This window comes from Thermodesulfovibrio sp., from assembly GCF_049969575.1.
Lineage (GTDB): Bacteria > Nitrospirota > Thermodesulfovibrionia > Thermodesulfovibrionales > Thermodesulfovibrionaceae > Thermodesulfovibrio > Thermodesulfovibrio obliviosus.
The window spans coordinates 1-18,410 of record NZ_JBMFOO010000020.1 but is presented as its reverse complement, the minus strand read 5'-3'; the positions used below and the strand labels follow the sequence as shown (position 1 = coordinate 18,410).

The window sequence follows — 18,410 nt, the reverse complement described above, 5'->3', positions numbered from 1 at the left end:
CATTCCTCAGTGCGAGAAATCTCTGACTACCTTCAATGTCAATAAAAAGAAATGGGCATCAAGCTTCTTAAAAAATGCTTCAAGGGTCTTGATATTGATAAAAATAATTTGCTATTCTTTTAATAAAGCTTATGAAAAAAAATCTTGCAGATATTATTGACAATTTGTCCCGCACAAAAAGCACAGGATTGTTAACTATAAATTTTTCTTCTGAAAAGAATCTATTAAAGTTTTATTTAAAAGATGGAGAGATTTATCACATATCTTTCGGATTCAAAAAAGGATTGCAATGCCTGGATGATTTAGCTTCAAGACAACCTGTTTCATGCAGTTTTATTCCTCAGATTTCACTTGATATGACAAGCGATGATATCCCTTCCACTGAAAAATTAATAAAACAGTTAAAGGAGATGAACAAATTTATAGATTCTCAAGACTCAACATCTCTTTCTTCAGATTTTGCAAAAATAAAAGATGGCATAAAAACTGCATTAATCAGGCAAATTGGACCAATTGGAGGAAAAATTACAGAAAAATATATAAGTGAAAGATGGGTTCCTTCCAACCCCCCATCAAAAGAGGATTTTCTCAATTTGATTGATATGTTAAAAGAAGAGATAGAAGATCCCCAATCAAGAAGAGAATTTTTGCAAGAGGTCAATAAATTATTGGAGGTTTATAAATGAAAATAGAACTTGGATTAAGAGCAGGAATAGCTTTACCTCTTTTAGCAACTTTAATTATAGGAATGGCTGCTTTAGTTGTTTTCAATTATATCACACAGGTAAATCTTTTAAAGGAAGAAGAAAACCGAAACATTGAGGTATCAATCAATACAGCTCAAATTTTACTTGAAGCATCAACGATTCATTATCAACAAATGGCTCACTTAGTGGCACAAATGTCAGATGTTCAGGAGGCTGTTAATAAAAAAGACAGAAACCGCTTGATAGATAAATTCCTGCCTGCTTTTAATTCTTTAAAAGAAAACTTTGCTCTTGCTCAATTTCACTTTCATATACTTCCTGCGGTTTCTCTTGTAAGGCTTCATGACCTTAGTCATTTTGGTGATGATATCTCAAAGGAGCGTAAAACTGTAGTGCAAGTACAAACAACCCATAAAGGTGTAAGAGGTATTGAAATAGGTATTGGTGGAGTAGGATTAAGAGGTGTTGAACCAATTTTTTACAGAGGGGAGCTCGTGGGAAGTGTGGATGTTGGTGGTGGGTTAAAACTAATAATTGACCAAATTAAAAAAGCTATAAATACTGATTTAGGAGTTGTTATTTATAAAGATTTACTATCTGGTTGGCCTGGCTTAAAAGATATAAAACATACTTTTGGACAATGGGTTTCGCTTTATTTTACCCAGCAGAATCCAAAAATGTTTATATCTGAAGCTTCTTTAAAAAACGCTGCTCAATCAAAACAGAGATACTATACTGAAGTAGTGCCTCAGGCAGGGAAAGAGTATATTGTTGCTTATAGCCCTCTTAAGGATTTTTCTGGTCGAACTATAGGTTTTATATATATTGTAAAAGAAAGAATTCTCAATCCTGTTAAAGTTTTTACAATTCTTGGCATAAATGTGCTTGTTTATATTATAATGCTTATCATAATAGCTCTTTTAATTGGCTATGGTATGAATAAATATGTAATAAATCCTATAGTTGAACTTACAAAAATTACAGATGAAATATCAATGGGTAAAACATCTCAAAAAGTAGAGATCAAAGATGCTCGTGGAGAAATAGCTACACTGGCAAGGGCTGTGGAAAGAATGCGTATAACCATGAAAAAACTTCTTGAATAAGGAGTAAAAAAATGGCAGGGGAAAAAATATTAGTAATGGATGATAGCCCACTTGTAAGAAAGCTTGCAGAGGTTTCTTTACAAGAAGCAGGATATGAAGTCTATACAGCAAGTGATGGAGAAGAAGGACTGAAAATTGCAGAACAAATTAAACCTGATTTAATTTTAGTTGACTTTATAATGCCCAAAATGACAGGCTCGCAGGTTTGCAAACTCATAAGGGAGAATGAAACTCTTAAAGATATTCCCATTATTCTAATCACTGGAAAAGGTGAGACAGTAGGACAGGCATTGATTGAAAAATATGGAATTCTGGATTATTTTATAAAACCTTTTAAATCAGAAGAACTGGTAGAAAAAATCAATCAAGTGTTGAGTAAAGCACCGGAAGTTAAAAAAATTCCAGAAGAAATCCCTGTTTTTACTTATGAATCACCGGAAACAGAAATAAAGGAAGTGGAAGAAATAGAGCCTATTGTATTACCTGAAACAGAAGAAGAAGTATTCTCAGTTGAAGAAAAGGGAATTGAATTAACAAAAGAAATTGAATTAAAGGAAAAAATATTTGAAGAGCCAGAACCAATGCAAAAAACCCAGGATTTATTTGAAACACCAGAAATTGAACTCCCAGAAATGGAACTGCTGGGAAAAGAAGAAAGCTTTGGAACACAAGAAATTGAATCTATCCAGGACATATTGGAAGAGCCTCCAAAAACAGAAATTGAAGAAATTAAGCCTGCTTTTGATTTAACCATTCTGGAAAAATTAATAGACAACAAATTTAATAGCTTTTATGAAAAAATTATCCCCTTACTTGACAGCTCTGTTGAAGGAGTATTAAAAAAATACGGTTTGATAAAAGATTCTTCTGTGATTCTCTCTGGCAATTTAAATTTCTTTAAAGTTCAGGAAATTTTTACTCTAATTAATTCTAATAGTTTAAATGGTATCTTTTATGCTTACAGTAATGCAATAGCATACGAATTTCTATTTATTAGTGGAAAAATCATCTATGGAATCTCAAACCTTCAGAAACAAAAAATTGGTGCTAAACTATTAAATGAAATGGACCAGGAAGAAATTAAGGATATTACCATTGAAGCATTGAATTCTTTAAAGAATCTTCAAAATGGAAATTTTATTTTTGAAAAGAAAGATTTTTCAGATAGCTGGTTGCTGAATAAAACAGGCTATAATCCATTAGAGCTTGTTAAAGAAACATGAAAATGATATAATGTAAAGTTAAGGGAAGTTTATGACTAAAGTTCTTGTTGCAGAAGATTCAGTTACAGATGCAAAATATATTGAGTCCATTCTTAAAGAAGGTGGATACGAGCTTTTTTTTGCAAAAGATGGTGAAGAAGCTGAAGAATTGATAAAAAAAGAAACTTTTGATCTTGTTATTTTAGATGTGGTTATGCCTAAAAAAAATGGCTTTCAAATTTGTAGAGAGATAAAGAAAAATGAAAAAACTAAAGATATACCTGTAATTCTTGTAACTTCTAAAAAAGAAGAAGCTGATAAATTCTGGGGCAAGACGCAAGGAGCAGATGAATACATTACAAAACCTTTTGAACCAATTGATCTTTTGGTGGCTATAAAGAAATGTCTGAAGAAATAAAAGAAAAAACAGAAAAATCCTATTGTGTCTTAGGCGTAGGAGAAAGAGAGTTTCTTGTCCCAAAAGAAAGCGTTGTTCAGGTTTTGGATATTACGCGAATATTCCCCATTCCAGGAGCTCCTGATTACATTGTTGGAGCTTTACCTGTAAGAGGCAAAATCATTCCTGCTGTGGACCTGGCAAAGATTTACAATATTGAAAGATTAAACTATTCTGATAATAAATTGCTGGTTATTGAAGTAAAAGGTGAAAAAATAGGAATTTTATCGGATATTTCGCCCTTTTTTGTTAGTTTTGAATCCGATATAGTTGTTGAAGATTTTATTAATCCTGAAAAATTATTTGAACAACTTAAAGTGAGTTATCAAAAACCAGCTGAAAATCTAAAGAGTGGTTTTGCTGGTGAAACCAGCACAGGAAAACAGGAAAAATGACAAAACTCAGAAAAGATGATAGACAAATCTGAGCTTATAAAATATTTTTTATTGGAAGCAGAAGAACATGTAAATACCTTAATTGAAGGCACAGAGGAGCTTGAAACTAAAGGATACAACAAAGAAACAATAGAAAGCCTTTTCAGAGCAACACACACTTTAAAAGGTTCTGCCTCAATCGTTAAATTCAATAAAGTTGCTACACTATCCCATCGCCTTGAAGACCTTTTTGAAGCTCTTTTGAATGAAGAAATAAACTATGAAAATTCTCTTATTTATCCCATTAAACAAGTTATTAATGCAATAGTGGGATTTGTAAATGAAATACACAAGACAGGTGAGGAAAAAAGCGAGCTTGATGAGAAAGTTATAAAATCAATTGAAAATATTCTACATAAAAAACAAACATTTGTTGAAGAATACGAACCTGTAGCTTTTAAAACCTTTCCTGTTAGCAACACTGTCAGAGTTGAGCTTGAAGTAATTGACCATATTCTCACTTCTCTGGGAGAAACTCTTGTTCAGAAAAATACGATAATGGACAAAGAAAAAGAACTATTAAACATTGTAGAAGAAATACACAACAGTGGAAAAAAACTTCTAAAAGAAATAACTGATTTTTCAAACAGATACTACTTATCTACGCAAAATAAAGATGAAAAAGTTATAGACAGTTTTTTTGTGGAGTTCAGTGATCTTGAATTTGACCGTTATGATGAATACCATATTTTTTTAAGAAAAATTCAGGAGATAACAAATGATATAACAGAGGGTATAAATTCATTGTTTACTTTTTCTGAAAATCTTTCATATCATTTCAAATCACTTAACAAAGAAATCAATTATTTAAAAGACAGCCTGGTTGAAATAAGAATGATCCCAATTAGCAGGCTTTTACACAGGCTTTCTGAAGCTGTTAAAGATACAGCAAAAGCTCATGGAAAAATTATTGAAATAGAGATTAAAGGAGCAGAAACAAAAATTGACAAGCCAATTTTTGACTCCCTGTATGAGCCAATTCTTCATATTCTTCGCAATGCTGTACAACATGGAATTGAGTATCCTGAAGAAAGAATAAGAAAAGGAAAAGACCAGACAGGTCACATACAAATTAATTTACAAAAAGAAGGGAGATATATTGTAATAAGTATCAAAGACGATGGTAAAGGGATTGATATTGATAAAGTTAAACAAATAGCTATTCAGAAAAAATTTATCGCGCCTGAATATGCTCCCTTTGTTTCAAAAGAAGAAATTCTATCTTACATATTTGCTCCTGGCTTTTCCACTGCAGAAGAGGTAGATTTCCAGAGTGGAAGAGGCATAGGACTTAATATTGTTAAGACAGCCATCTCAAAACTTAAAGGAACAATAGAAGTCTCTTCAAAGCTTGATAAAGAAACGACTTTTGTAATAAAAATTCCGCAGTCATTAACTATAAGCAATCTTTTAGTATTCAATTCCCATAATCTGGATTTTGCCATACCTATTAACTATATTGAAGAAATTTTAACACTGGAGGATTTTCCGCAGGCAATAATAGAAAGAAAAATTAATCATAAAAATAGAATTATTCCTTTGAAAGTATTTTCAGAAGTTTTCTTCTCTGTCAACGGTAAAAAAATTGAAAAAGGGTTTATAATTGTTTTTAATTTTTCAGGAATAAGAAAGGGACTTATTGTTGAAGAAATTCTGGGACACGAGGAAGCGACAGTTCATAGTTTTGGAAAATTTCTTGAAGGATTAACTCAATATCTTGGTTATTTTATATGTGGCAAAGGCTCTCCAAGATATGTAATTGATCCATTAAAACTATTTGAAGAAGAATTTATATTTACAACTGCATTGTCTGAGAAAATTAAAGAACCTTTTACGTACAAAGGTTCTGTCCTAATTGTGGATGACTCTATAAGTGTAAGAAAGAGCTTACAAAGTATTCTTGAAGATAAAAAACTGAAAGTATATACTGCAAAAGATGGCGCTGAAGCATTAAATTTGATAGAAAAGGAAAAAATTGACCTTGTAGTAACTGACCTTGAAATGCCTATAATGCATGGCTATGAACTCATCAGCAGAGTAAGAAAAGATCCAAGATTCAAAGATTTACCAATTATAGTTCTTACTTCAAGAGGGACAAAAAAACATGAAGAAAAAGCCATTGCACTTGGAGCAGATGGCTATATTGTAAAGCCCTTTGACGAAAAAGCCATACAGGAACAAATTCTTAATCGCCTTATTTATTCAGAATTGCGTTAAATTCTAAATTTTTCAGTTACATTAACGAATTCTTTTGAAGTATCTGATAGAGAACGGGATATATCAGTAAGCTCATGGCTTATTTCATAAATATTTTCAGTCACTTCTTTCACTTTTTGAGCTGAACTTACCTGCTTATCGGTTATTTCTTTTTGTTTCATAGTATATTCATTAATGTCATCTATAACTTGTCCTATTCTTTTTATGATTGAATCAATCTTTTCAAATATTTCTGTTGTTTGATTTACCATATTTATTCCTATCTCAACATAGTTTGTTTCTTCTTCAAGATTTTTTGTAACAGCCGTTGCCTCTTCCTGAATTGCTGTAATAATTTCTGCAATATTCTTAGATGACTTAGCTGTTTTTTCAGATAAAGTTCTTATTTCTTCAGCAATAACGACAAATCCTTTACCCTCCTCACCTGCTCTTGCTGCTTCAATTGAAGCATTAAGTGCGAGAAGATTTGTTCTATTTGCAATATCACTGATTATTGTTGAAATTGTTCCTATCTCCATTAATTTTTCTGAAAAAAGTTTCATTCTTCTATTTATTCCCTGAACAGCTGTTCTGATTAATTGCATGCTGCTAATTGTCTCTGTAACAATTTCATTACCCTTCAGGATTGCATCAATGGCTTCTTTTGAAACATCTGTTGCAGCAGAGGTTTTATCTTTTGTTTGTAAAGCAATTTCTGAAGCATCTTCAATAAGGGATACTATTTTTTCAATCTCCTGTTTTTGTATTTCTGCGCCTGTTTGTAATTTTTGAATTATTTCATTGAGAATATTGCTTTTCTGTCCTACATCCTCTGCTGTATTTTTAACTTCTCTGACAAGCTCACTCAATCCATCTGTCATGAGATTGAAGGCATCTGCCAGAGAGCCAAAAACATCTGGTGTGACTTCTGCTTTCTGCGTGAGGTCTCCTTCAGCTGCCTGAGTCATTATCTGTAAAAACTTTATAATATTGTTCTGCATCTCTTTTCTCTGTTCTTCTGTCTGAATGAGTGTAGAAAGTTTATCCATCATTTGATTAAAAGCATCTGCAATTGTTTCAAATTCATCACCTGTTTTCAACTTTATTCTTTTTTCAAAATTTCCTTTTCTTATAGCTTCTACTACATCTTCAATTATTGAAAGTGGAGATATAATCTGTTTTCTAAACCATAAAACATTGGCTGTTGATATCCCTATCAATGCTAAAACAAATATTGCAATAACAGGAGCAAATTTTAAAAGACTATTTATAATTCCCATTTTTTTCATAATAAATTCTTCGCCATAAATTTCATATCCAGTAATAATGAGTCCAGCAATAAGAATAATGGTTGAAAGAACAATGGATAGATTAAATACAATAAGGAATTTTCTATAAAGACCTTTTGGTTTTTTAATTTTTGATTTAACTACCTCAGGCATAATTTCCTCCTATGTAAAAATTAAGTTTATACAGTATGTAAGAAAAATATAGCAATTGTCAATATTTTATTATAGCTAAATTCCAATTACTTTACCTGTTTGTAAATCCACATCTATTCTTCTGAAATTTGGATTTGAGGCAGTTCCAGGCATCAGATTTATCTCACCTGCTACAGGAACAATAAGTTTTGCTCCTGTAAAGATTAAAATATCTCTTACAAATAACTGCCATCCTCTTGGAGCACCTCTTAATTCTGGATTATCTGAAAGGCTTAGATGAGTTTTTGCCATACAAATGGAAAACTGAGAGAATTCAGGATTGGAGTTGATATTTTTAAGCTTCTCTAAAGCCTCGGAGGACAATTCAATAGAATCCGCTCCATATATCTGTCTTGCAATTAATTCTATCCTTGAAATATGAGGAAGATTGTTATCATAAAGAAATTTAAACGATGATTTATTTCTGCATGCATCAATAACCATGTCAACAAGTTCCAGAGCTCCAGCACCTCCTTTTTCATAGTGCTCTGAAATTGCCACTGGAATCCCTATTTCTTCACAGGCTTTTTTAACAAATTCCAGTTCATCATTATCATCTCCATAGAATTTATTTAAACAAACAACAGGATTCAACCCTGCCTTTTTAACAATATTGATATGATGAAACAGATTTTCAAGACCTTTTTCAAGCCATTTAAGATTTCTTTCAAAATACTTCTCTGGTATAGGATTTCCTGAAACAATCTTTGGAGCATCTTTATCTGCTCCATGATATTTTAATGCTCTTAGAGTGGCTACTAAAACTGCTGCATCAGGTTTTAATCCTGAAATTCTGCATTTTATGTTCCAGAATTTTTCAAAGCCAATATCTGCACCAAATCCGCTTTCTGTAATGTGATACTCACTGAGTTTGACTCCTATCCAGTCAGCAATAATTGAAGATTGTCCTATTGCTATATTAGCAAAAGGTGCGGCATGAACAAACACTGGTTGTCCTTCCATTGTCTGAATTAAATTGGGATTTATTGCAGGAAGCATAAAAGCTGTCATAGCTCCAGCAACTTCAAGGTCTTCAGTTGTTATAGGATTCCCTGATTTTGAATATGCTACCACAATTCTGCCAATTCGCTCTCTTAAATCCTTCAAATCTTTTACCAGTGATAAAATAGCCATCAATTCTGAAGAAGTGGCTATATCAAACCTTGATTCCATTGGTATTCCGTCTTTTTTTCCACCGATTCCAATTACGATTTTCCTCAATGCCTGAGCGCAGAAGTCAATAACCCATCCAATCTGCACTCTTTTTGGATCAATATCAAGCCTTTTTAATCCTTTTTTATTGAGAATCTCATCTGAATAGTTGGATTCATGAAGCATTCTTGCAGTAAGAGCTACCATTGCAAGATTATGGGCGTTCATAACAGCATTTATATCTCCTGTAAAGCCCAGGGAAAATTCTGTTCTTGGAATGCACTGGGAAAACCCTCCGCCTGCAGCGCTTCCCTTTATGTTCATTAATGGACCCGCTGAAGGTTGTCTTATAGCACAGCTTACTTTTTTACCTCTTTTCCCTAATCCCTGGGTTAATCCAATAGTTGTTGTTGATTTTCCTTCTCCAAACGGCGTAGGAGTTATTGCTGTCACAACAATATATTTACCATCAGGATTATTTTTGATTCTTGAGTAAAGTTTTTGATAATCAATTTTTGCCATGTAATAACCATATGGAATTAATTCATCCTTTTCAATACCTACTTCATCGGCAAGCTGAAATATTGTTTTCATCTGCTTTTCAGCTTGCTGAGCAATTAACCAGTCTGCAACCTCAGCAGGCATAAACTCTCCTGAATTAATTTTTTGGGTTTTATTCTGAAGGATTATCTATATCTGCAAGATAATCTTTAAGTTTCTCAATTAATGAATCCGGTAAAATCTCATCATAAAGTAAAGCATTCATTTCTTCAATAGTGAGTTTTTCTTTTATATCTCTTGGAAGCATTCTTACAATTGCAATTCTTTCTTTCAAAGGCTGTTTTTTCTCCTCCATTTTTTTCTCCTTTCTAACAGGTTAGATGAAAAGCACCTGCTACAGCTTTCCCTTCAGCTAAAAGTTGATTAAATACTGCTACAGCTTTTTCTGTTTCGTAAACAAAGGTTTCAATTCCCCTTTGTTTGAGCTCTTCTATTAAGCTCTGGGGCACCTGCATTCTTTCATAAGCTCCTGTTCCGACAACAAGAATTTTAACATCTTTTTTTAATACTTCTCCGAGGTCTTCTATACAAAGTGAATGTCCCTGTTTTCTCCACCATGATGGGAAAACAGAATCATGAAAAACAATAATATCCTGAGTGTATTCATTTCCATTAATCACAATTTTTCCAAAGGAATAATGAGTTATTTTCATTTCTGTCCCCTCCATTACAAAAGCTGGCGGGAGTGTGTGGGAATCGAACCCACCCTGCCTGCTCCTCGCAGGCAACACTGGATTTGAAGTCCAGGAGGGACACCAGAACCCCATACACTCCCAGTTATAGAATTTTACAGGATTTTAAGAAATTTTTCAAAACCTTTTTAATATGATAAAAACTTATCTCGTAAATATCTAAGAATATCATCATATGCTGAGGGAACAACAAGGAAGATTTCTATATCCTTTGAAAGGGAAAGCTTAATTCTGTCCTGATCCCTTAAAATTAAAACTGCTGATTCTCCTTCCTGAAGTTTATCTGAAATTTTATTGCTTATCTCTTTTATTCGCCTCTCGGTCACTTGATTAAAATAATCAAAAACTTTCTGCATTACGGCATTTGTTTTAACAACTCTGAGGCAATTCCCCCAATCAATAAATTCTCCAAATATTTCAGGATCTTCAATCCCTATAACAGTAGCTCCTTCAGAAACTTTCTTCTCTATAAATGGATAAAGATAAGGATTGGTCTCTCTTATGACATCAATTGCTTCTTGCCCTTCAATGAATATTGTTTCCACAAATATCTTGGTAACAAAGCCTAATTTTTCAAGCTTTTCAACATGAAGACTTGCTTCCTGCCAGTATCTCTCAATTAAATCTTTAAGTTTTTCATCTTCCTCATCAACAACAAAAATATTGGGAACGCAAAAAAGTCTTTTTTTGCCCTTGAATTCATCTACGCTGAGTCTCTGTATTTTACCTAATTCAGCCATGCTTAATTTAAGTTAGAAAACTTTTTAAATTCCTCAAATTTCCTGTAAGCTCTGCCGCTGTAAATGGATTCTCTGGCTATTTCAACTCCTTCTTTAAAATCTGATGCAAAGCTGCTCAACTGAAGTGCTCCAGAAGCATTAATTAAAACCATATCCAGACATGCAGATTTTTCACCTTTAAGAACACTCAAAAATATTTTGGCGCTCTCTTTTTTATCAAAACTTTTAATGTCCTCGAGGGATGCTTTTTTTAAACCCGCCTCTTCAGGACAAATCACGGTTGATTTTACCTCTCCGTTTTTAGCTCTTACAATGTATGTCTTCCCTGTAACTGTTATTTCATCAAGTCCATCTTCACTGTGGACAATCATTACATCCTCGGAGCCAAGTTTTTGTAAAACCTTTGCAATTGTATCCATGTATTGCCTTGAAAAAACGCCTAAAAGCTGACGTTTAACCTGTGCAGGATTAAGCATTGGACCAAGAATATTAAACATCGTCCTTATTTTAAGCTCTCTTCTTATAGGAGCAACTCTCTTCATAGCAGGATGATAAAGAGGAGCAAACAGCACCGTAATTGCACACTCAAAAAGACATCTCTCAGCAGTCTCAGGAGGCATATTAACATTTACACCAAGCTCCTCAAGAACATCAATACATCCACACTGGCTTGAAGCAGAACGATTGCCATGCTTTGCCACAGGCACACCAGCTGCAGCAACAACAAAGCTTGTTGCAGTGGAAACATTGAATGTTCCTGAATGGTCTCCCCCTGTTCCAACAATATCAATAGTATTTTCAGGAGCTTTAATTTTTATTGCATATTCTCTAAAAAGCTTTACTGCTTCAAGAATCTCTTCTTCTGTCTCACCTTTAATAGAAAGCCCCATAAGAAAAGCTGCAATTTGAGCCTCTGATGCCTTACCTTCAATAATTTCAATAAAGCTTTCTCTTAAGAGCTCAGGCTCTAAGTTTTCTTTTTTGCTTAATCTAAGTATTGCCTCAGCTATCATAGTCTTAAAAAATTCTTTAATAAATCCTTTCCAACTTTTGTAAGAATACTTTCAGGATGAAACTGCACTCCCTCAATTATGTATTCTTTATGCCTTATACCCATAATTATACCATTTGAGGTCCATGCTGTGATAGTAAGACAGTCTGGTAAACTTTCTTTATCAATAATAAGGGAATGATATCTTGTTGCCTCAAATGGATTGGGAAGACCGTTAAAAATCGTTTTACCATCATGATAAATGAAAGAGGTCTTACCATGCATTATTTCTGGAGAAAGAACTATTTTTGCACCAAAGGCTGCACCAATTGCCTGATGACCAAGACATACTCCAAGAATTGGTATTTTACCTGCAAAATGCCTTATTACATCACATGAAACTCCCGCTTCTTTTGGAGTACACGGACCTGGCGAGATTATTATTCTTTCAGGATTAAGCTGTTCAATCTCTTCTATGGTAATCTGATCATTCCTGTAGACAACAATATCTGGATTAAGCTCCCCAATGTATTGATAAAGATTGTATGTAAATGAGTCATAGTTATCAATTAAAAGAATCATTTTCGCTCCTTAAACTCTAAAAAACTTACTGCTTTAAGCATGGCAGTTGCCTTATTAACTGTTTCAGTATATTCCTTTTCAGAAACTGAATCTGCCACAATACCAGCACCTGCCTGAACGTATACTTTTTTATCCTTTACAACAAGCATTCTTATGCCTATGCACATATCCATATTTCCACTGAAACCAAAATAGCCCACTGCTCCAGCATAGGGGCCTCTTCTGGTTGGCTCAAGTTCTTCAATAATTTGCATTGCTCTTACCTTGGGCGCTCCTGTTACAGTTCCTGCAGGAAAACAGGACATAAAAACATCAAAAATATCAAGCCCTCTTCTCAGCCTGCCTTCAACATTGCTCACAATATGCATAACATGACTGTATCTTTCAATTGTCATAAGCTCTGTAACCGTAACACTGCCTATTTCTGCAACCCTGCCAACATCATTTCTTCCAAGATCAACAAGCATAATATGTTCAGCCTTTTCTTTTTCATCACTGAGAAGCTCTCTTTCAAGAAAGAGATCTTCCTCTTCAGTTCTTCCTCTCGGACGGGTTCCTGCAATGGGTCTTAAAGTAATTTTTTCATCTTCCACTCTTACAAGAATTTCAGGAGATGAGCCAACAAGATATCCTTCCTCTGTATCAATATAAAACATGTATGGTGAAGGATTTATTATTCTCAAAGCCCTGTAAATATCAAAGGGATGAACTTCTGAAGTAGTTTCAAATCTTTGAGAGATAACAACCTGAACAACATCACCTGAAAGAACATAGTCTCTTGCTTTTTTAACAGCTTCTATAAAATCTTCCTTTTTAAAGTTTGAAGTAAATCCGAGTAATGGTTCTTTAAACTGGCTTTCTGAAACATATAAATAGGATCTGAATCTTTCATCCTGATGGTTTTTAAGCTCTTTTATTATTGTGTCTATTTTATCCTGAGCTTTTTCATAAGCTTCTGCAGCATCTTCAGAATTAAGGAAAGCATTGTAAACGATTTTTATTGACTGTTTGAAATTGTCAAAAATTAAAAGGGTTTCTGGAATCATGAGAAATATATCAGGCATATCAAGATCAGAACGAGCAAGGTCTGGAACTTTTTCAAAAAGTTTTACAGTATCATAAGATATGTAGCCGACCATGCCTCCGAAAAATCTCGGAAGTGATGGTTCTATGTATGCTTTAAATTTTTTGAAAAACTCTTTTAAAAAATCAAAGGGATTTACATTATCAATGCGGGTTTGGATTGAACCTTCCAGAGTTATGCTTCTTTCCTTTGATTTTATTATAAAAGCAGGATTAAATCCAATAAAAGAATACCTTCCCCATTTCTCACCTCCTACAACGCTTTCAAGAAGGAAAGAGGGCTTTTTATCAAGTTTTAAAAAAGCACTCACAGGAGTATCAAGGTCAGCGATTATTTCTCTGTAAAGGGGAATAACATCGTACTGTCTGGCTAAAGACAGAAATTCCTCACGCCTCAGATTCATAAAATAGTTTAAATAATTAGCTTCAAAAAAGGCAAACTAAGCATGAATCTGTAAATATCTTCTTTCTCTGAATTCCTCTTTTTTACCATCATTCCAGTTATCCACAGGTCTAAGATAGCCAACAACACGAGAGTAAACCTCTGTAGTCTTGCCGCATTTTGGACAAATTTGATGTTGTCCTTCAATGTATCCGCACTCGGGACAAATGCTAAATGTAGGAGTAATACTTATGTATGGAAGTTTATATCTTTCAAAGACTGCTTTTATAAAGTTTTTAAGTTTTTCAGGCTCTGGTTGCTCTCCCAGAAACAGATGAATAACTGTTCCTCCTGTGTACCTACTCTGAAGTTCATCCTGATGGTCAAGTATATAGGAAATAGATTCCGTAAAATTCACAGGTAACCATGTTGAGTTAGTGTAGTATGGATGCTCAATACCCTGTGTAATTATATCAGGATATTTTTGTTTGTCTGCTCTGGCAAGTCTGTAACTAGTTCCTTCTGCAGGAGTCGCCTCAAGATTATAGAGATTGCCTGTTTCTTTCTGATATTCCATGAGTTTTTCTCTAATAAAATCCATTACTTTCAAAGCAAAGGCTTTGCCATGTTCTATCCATATCCCTTTTGCATTGAGCCACTTGGCGTTTGCCACTGCCTCATTCATCCCTATTATGCCAATTGTTGAAAAATGATTGCTCCAGTAAGCTCCTGTGCGCTCCTTAACTGCACTAAGATAATGCTTTGAATAAGGATATAACCCTGCCTCAGTAAATTTCTCAAGTGCCTTTCTTTTTATTTCAAGTGATGTTTTAGCTATATCCATAAGCTTACTTAAACGGTTAAAAAAGTCTTCCTCTGACTCACTTAAATAACCTAACCTTGGCATGTTAAGTGTAACAACACCAATAGAACCTGTAAGAGGATTTGAACCAAAAAGGCCTCCACCTCTGTGTTTAAGCTCACGGGTAGTAAGTCTCAGTCTACAACACATTGAGCGGGCATCCTCAGGTTTCAGGTCAGAGTTTACATAGTTTGCAAAATAAGGAATTCCATATTTTGCTGTCGCCTCCATGATTAAATCAACAATACTGCTACTCCAGTCAAAATCCTTTGTTATGTTAATCGTAGGGATAGGAAATGTAAAGACTCTTCCCTTTGCATCTCCTTCACATAAAACCTCAAACAATGCCTGGTTAAACATATCCATCTCTTTTTGAAATTCACCATAGGTAGCCTCTTGAGGCTTACCACCAATAATAACAGCCTGGTTTTTCAAATGCTCAGGCACTCTGAGGTCAAGGGTAATGTTAGAAAAAGGTGTCTGAAATCCTACTCTTGTAGGCACATTTAAATTAAAAACCCATTCTTGAACTGCTTGCTTTACCTGTCTCTGGTTAAGCCCATCATAGGCAATAAAGGGAGCAAGGAGAGTATCTACATTGCTAAATGCCTGTGCACCTGCAGCCTCTCCTTGAAGTGTAAAAAGAAAGTTTACAGCTTGACCAAGGGCACTACGAAAATGTTTTGCAGGTTTGGATTCCACTTTTCCTGTTACTCCACCAAAACCCCTGATTAACAAATCCATTAAATCCCAACCAACACAATATGGTGCTAATACATTTAGGTCATGGATATGTAAGCTTCCATTTATGTGAGCCTCTCTTACCTCAGGTGGATAAATCTTATGAAGCCAGTAGCTTTTACTTATCTCACTTGATATGTAGTTATTCAATCCCTGAAGAGAAAAGCTCATGTTGGAGTTTTCTCTTACCCGCCAGTCAACCTTGCTGAGGTAGCTATCAATTAGCTCAAGCCCACCCTGACGGGCAATCTCACGCATACGGGCATGCTGATCACGATAAATAATATATGCTTTTGCAGTCTTACGATAAGGACTGCTTAAAAGTATCTCTTCAACAATATCTTGGATTTCTTCTACATGTGGGTCACGATCACGAATCAACTCTTCAGCTAAAAGCAAAACTTTAATTGTAAGCCTTTTTGCAGTCTCATAATCAAATTCTCCAGTTGCTTTACCTGCTTTTGATATTGCTATGGTAATTTTTTCAGGATTAAAGGGAGCAACTCTTCCATCACGCTTTATTATATTTTTGAACATCCTCAACCTCCTTTCGCATTATTTCTGCAACTTTAACCATGTTTTTAAGTGCGGGAATGGCTTCCTGCCACGCTCTTGTTTTAAGTCCGCAATCAGGGTTTATCCAGAAAAGTCTTTTATCAATAAACTTTATTGATCGCTTAACAATTTCTATCATCTCCTGAACAGAAGGAATTCTTGGGGAGTGAATATCATATATTCCAATTCCAATGCCTCTGTCATATTTAAATCTTTCAAAGGCTTTTAGAATCTCTCCCTTGCTTCTTGATGCTTCGATTGATATCACATCAGCATCCATTGCATAGATTTTATCAATTATATCATTAAACTCAGAGTAACACATATGAGTATGAATTTGAGTTTCAGGTTTTACAGCAGAGATAACAATTTTAAAGCTTTTTATAGCCCAGTCAAAGTATTCATCAACCTTTGCTTTTTTAAGAGGCATTCCTTCTCTGAAAGCTGGCTCATCAATCTGAATGATTTTTATACCAGCTTTCTCAAGCTCTATTACTTCTTCCTTAAGAGCAAGAGCAATCTGATAGGCAACTTCTTTTTTCGAAATATCCTTTCTCTGATAGGACCACTGAAGTATTGTAACAGGTCCAGTAAGAATGCCTTTCACTGGCTTTTCAGTGAGAGACTGGGCATAAAGTGTTTCTTTCAGAGTCAAGGGTTTTTCTCTCCATACATCGCCATAAATTATTGGTGGTCTTACACATCTTGAGCCATAGGATTGAACCCATCCATTTTTTGTTATGGCAAATCCCTGAAGCTTCTCTGCAAAGAACTCAACCATATCTGTTCTTTCAAACTCTCCATGAACTAAAACATCAAGTCCAATGTCGTGCTGAATCTCAATTGCCCTTTTGATTTCATTGTTGATAAAGGATTCATACTCCTCAAAAGAGATTCTTCCTGCTTTATAATCTGCCCTTACTTTTCTCAGCTCAGCGGTTTGAGGAAAGCTTCCTATTGTGGTCGTTGGAAAAAGAGGAAGTTTGAGAATTTCCATCTGTTTTTCATATCGTTCACTGAAAGAGGGTTTTCTGCAAAGAGCATTTTCATCAATCTGAGAGATTTTTTTCTGAACTTCAGGATTAGTAAATTTCATGGATAAATTCTGCTCTGGAGGCTCTTTACCTTCATTTATTGCTGTTTTAAGGATTGTAAGCTCCTCAAGCCTTTCATTTGCAAAGCTTAACAGGCGGAGGATTTCTTCAGGCAGACTTTCATTTTTCACAGTCACTGGAAGATGCATGAGAGGACAGGAGTTGGAAAGAATTATATGTTTCGTAAACTTTGTAAGAGTCTCAATGAGTTTCAATGCTTCTTTAAAGTCTGTCTTCCATGGATCTCTTCCAGAGACAACTCCTGCAATTAATGTTTTATCCTCTGGAAAGCCAAATTTTAATATGTTCTCAAGATTCTCCTTCCCCTCAACAAAATCAAATCCAATGCCATGAACTGGTAGTTCATAAACTATTTTTTCATACTGTGATAAAGATTCATAGTAAGTTTGGACATAGACTTTTATTTTACTGAGCCCGGTAGTGATTTTTCTGTAACAATTTATGATTGTCTGAACATCATTGTCTAATTCAAGAACCATTGCAGGCTCGTCAATCTGGACTTCCTCAACATCAGATTCTTCAAGCTCTTTAAGAAGTCTTCTGTAAACTGAAACTATACTGTCAGAGAAATAAGTATAATTTTTTACTTTGGCACAGTAAAGATAGGTAAAGGGACCAACTATCACAGGTTTTGTTTTAAGGTTAAGATTATTTTTCAGAAGTTCAAACTCTTTTAAGGCTTTGTTTTCCCTGAGTTCAAACTCAGTATCAGATTCAATTTCAGGAACAATGTAGTGATAGTTTGTGTTAAACCACTTTGTCATCTCTGAAGCAGGAGCATCTGCTGAACCTCTTGCTATTGCAAAGTATCTTTCCAGAGGGTCTTCAATTTTTTTGAATCTTTTGGGAATAACATTAAACATGAAGGAAAGATCAAGGATAAAATCATAAAGGGAAAACTCATTAGATGGAATAATGTCAATTCCATGCAGGGCAATGGTATTTGCATTATTGATGATTAATTTTTCAGCCTCTTCAATTAGCTCCCTTTGAGAGATTTTTCCACTCCAGTAGTGCTCTAACGCTTTTTTAAGCTCTCTCTGAGGACCAATCCTGGGATAGCCAAAGACAGTAGTTTTAACGGTCATTTAATTCCTCCCACGAGGTATTCTGAAAGCCAAAGGCTTTCAGGCTGGATAGGTCTTCCGACTCTGGGCTAACTAACCTACTTGCCCGCCTTCCCAGAGCTATCTCCAGTGGCTTAAATGGGCTTTCGTTCCCAACACGGCTGCGGGGCAGCGGGGGATTCTCACCCCTCTTCCCTTACATCCAGCAATTTTGAAAATACCTTAATTGATTTTTTTTTGTCAAACCACATTTTGTAGAGCCTTAAGCTAATAAATTTTTGTCCTGGACAAGATCTCAGATTTT

16 protein-coding genes, 1 tRNA gene and 1 riboswitch are annotated in these 18,410 nt (G+C 34.6%); of the genes, 6 read left to right on the top strand and 11 right to left on the bottom strand.

The window, feature by feature from the left end; all coding sequences use genetic code 11:
- The first annotated feature begins 131 nt into the window (after positions 1–131).
- From ACP5O9_RS05910 to ACP5O9_RS05885, 6 genes are read left to right on the top strand one after another with little or no spacing between them, the layout of a single operon-like run.
- Positions 132–686 carry a hypothetical protein gene (locus ACP5O9_RS05910; RefSeq protein WP_353685670.1) on the top strand — a complete coding sequence of 185 codons (555 nt, stop codon included), beginning with the start codon at positions 132–134 and terminating at the stop codon, positions 684–686.
- Entirely contained in the window at positions 683–1,813 is a 1,131-nt protein-coding gene (locus tag ACP5O9_RS05905) for a cache domain-containing protein (protein ID WP_353685671.1), read from the top strand. Before ACP5O9_RS05910 ends, ACP5O9_RS05905 begins: the two co-directional genes overlap by 4 nt.
- 11 nt (positions 1,814–1,824) lie before the next feature.
- Complete coding sequence (locus tag ACP5O9_RS05900; protein ID WP_353685672.1) at positions 1,825–3,036, top strand: response regulator; 1,212 nt, start codon at positions 1,825–1,827, stop codon at positions 3,034–3,036.
- 31 nt (positions 3,037–3,067) lie between these two features.
- On the top strand, positions 3,068–3,433 hold the full coding sequence (locus tag ACP5O9_RS05895; RefSeq protein ID WP_353685673.1) for a response regulator: 366 nt from the start codon (positions 3,068–3,070) through the stop codon (positions 3,431–3,433).
- Positions 3,418–3,867 carry a chemotaxis protein CheW gene (locus tag ACP5O9_RS05890; protein WP_428723619.1) on the top strand — a complete coding sequence of 150 codons (450 nt, stop codon included), beginning with the start codon at positions 3,418–3,420 and terminating at the stop codon, positions 3,865–3,867. The genes ACP5O9_RS05895 and ACP5O9_RS05890 overlap by 16 nt, the downstream gene beginning before the upstream one ends.
- Positions 3,868–3,882: 15 nt before the next feature.
- On the top strand, positions 3,883–6,123 hold the full coding sequence (locus tag ACP5O9_RS05885) for a response regulator (protein WP_428723618.1): 2,241 nt from the start codon (positions 3,883–3,885) through the stop codon (positions 6,121–6,123).
- Here ACP5O9_RS05885 and ACP5O9_RS05880 read toward each other — a convergent pair.
- The 11 genes from ACP5O9_RS05880 to metE form a co-directional block, all read right to left on the bottom strand.
- The gene (locus ACP5O9_RS05880; RefSeq protein ID WP_428723617.1) at positions 6,120–7,544 is read right to left on the bottom strand and encodes a methyl-accepting chemotaxis protein; all 1,425 of its coding nucleotides are present in this window, start codon (positions 7,542–7,544) and stop codon (positions 6,120–6,122) included. The genes ACP5O9_RS05885 and ACP5O9_RS05880 overlap by 4 nt on opposite strands.
- Positions 7,545–7,619: 75 nt before the next feature.
- Positions 7,620–9,380 carry a formate--tetrahydrofolate ligase gene (locus ACP5O9_RS05875; RefSeq protein ID WP_428723616.1) on the bottom strand — a complete coding sequence of 587 codons (1,761 nt, stop codon included), beginning with the start codon at positions 9,378–9,380 and terminating at the stop codon, positions 7,620–7,622.
- Between the two features lie 28 nt (positions 9,381–9,408).
- Positions 9,409–9,591, bottom strand: a complete 183-nt coding sequence (locus tag ACP5O9_RS05870; RefSeq protein ID WP_353685678.1) for a hypothetical protein — start codon at positions 9,589–9,591, stop codon at positions 9,409–9,411.
- A 13-nt stretch (positions 9,592–9,604) separates the two neighbouring features.
- Positions 9,605–9,949, bottom strand: a complete 345-nt coding sequence (locus tag ACP5O9_RS05865; protein WP_353685679.1) for an Mth938-like domain-containing protein — start codon at positions 9,947–9,949, stop codon at positions 9,605–9,607.
- Positions 9,950–9,973: 24 nt separating this feature from the next.
- Positions 9,974–10,071: transfer RNA gene (locus tag ACP5O9_RS05860), tRNA-Sec, on the bottom strand.
- A 45-nt stretch (positions 10,072–10,116) separates the two neighbouring features.
- Positions 10,117–10,728 (bottom strand): hypothetical protein, encoded by a 612-nt coding sequence (locus tag ACP5O9_RS05855; protein WP_353685680.1) that lies wholly within the window; start codon positions 10,726–10,728, stop codon positions 10,117–10,119.
- Positions 10,729–10,730: 2 nt separating this feature from the next.
- Positions 10,731–11,741 (bottom strand): anthranilate phosphoribosyltransferase, encoded by a 1,011-nt coding sequence (gene trpD / locus ACP5O9_RS05850; protein WP_353685681.1) that lies wholly within the window; start codon positions 11,739–11,741, stop codon positions 10,731–10,733.
- Complete coding sequence (locus ACP5O9_RS05845; RefSeq protein ID WP_353685682.1) at positions 11,738–12,301, bottom strand: anthranilate synthase component II; 564 nt, start codon at positions 12,299–12,301, stop codon at positions 11,738–11,740. The genes trpD and ACP5O9_RS05845 overlap by 4 nt, the downstream gene beginning before the upstream one ends.
- Complete coding sequence (gene trpE, locus ACP5O9_RS05840) at positions 12,298–13,788, bottom strand: anthranilate synthase component I (protein WP_428723615.1); 1,491 nt, start codon at positions 13,786–13,788, stop codon at positions 12,298–12,300. The genes ACP5O9_RS05845 and trpE overlap by 4 nt, the downstream gene beginning before the upstream one ends.
- Positions 13,789–13,824: 36 nt before the next feature.
- Positions 13,825–15,906, bottom strand: coding sequence for a ribonucleoside triphosphate reductase (locus ACP5O9_RS05835; protein ID WP_353685684.1), 2,082 nt, complete (start codon positions 15,904–15,906; stop codon positions 13,825–13,827).
- A complete protein-coding gene (gene metE, locus ACP5O9_RS05830) occupies positions 15,881–18,127 on the bottom strand; it encodes a 5-methyltetrahydropteroyltriglutamate--homocysteine S-methyltransferase (protein WP_353685685.1) in 2,247 nt (748 codons plus the stop codon). The genes ACP5O9_RS05835 and metE overlap by 26 nt, the downstream gene beginning before the upstream one ends.
- Positions 18,128–18,157: 30 nt before the next feature.
- Positions 18,158–18,346: riboswitch (cobalamin riboswitch) on the bottom strand.
- Positions 18,347–18,410: the final 64 nt, after the last annotated feature.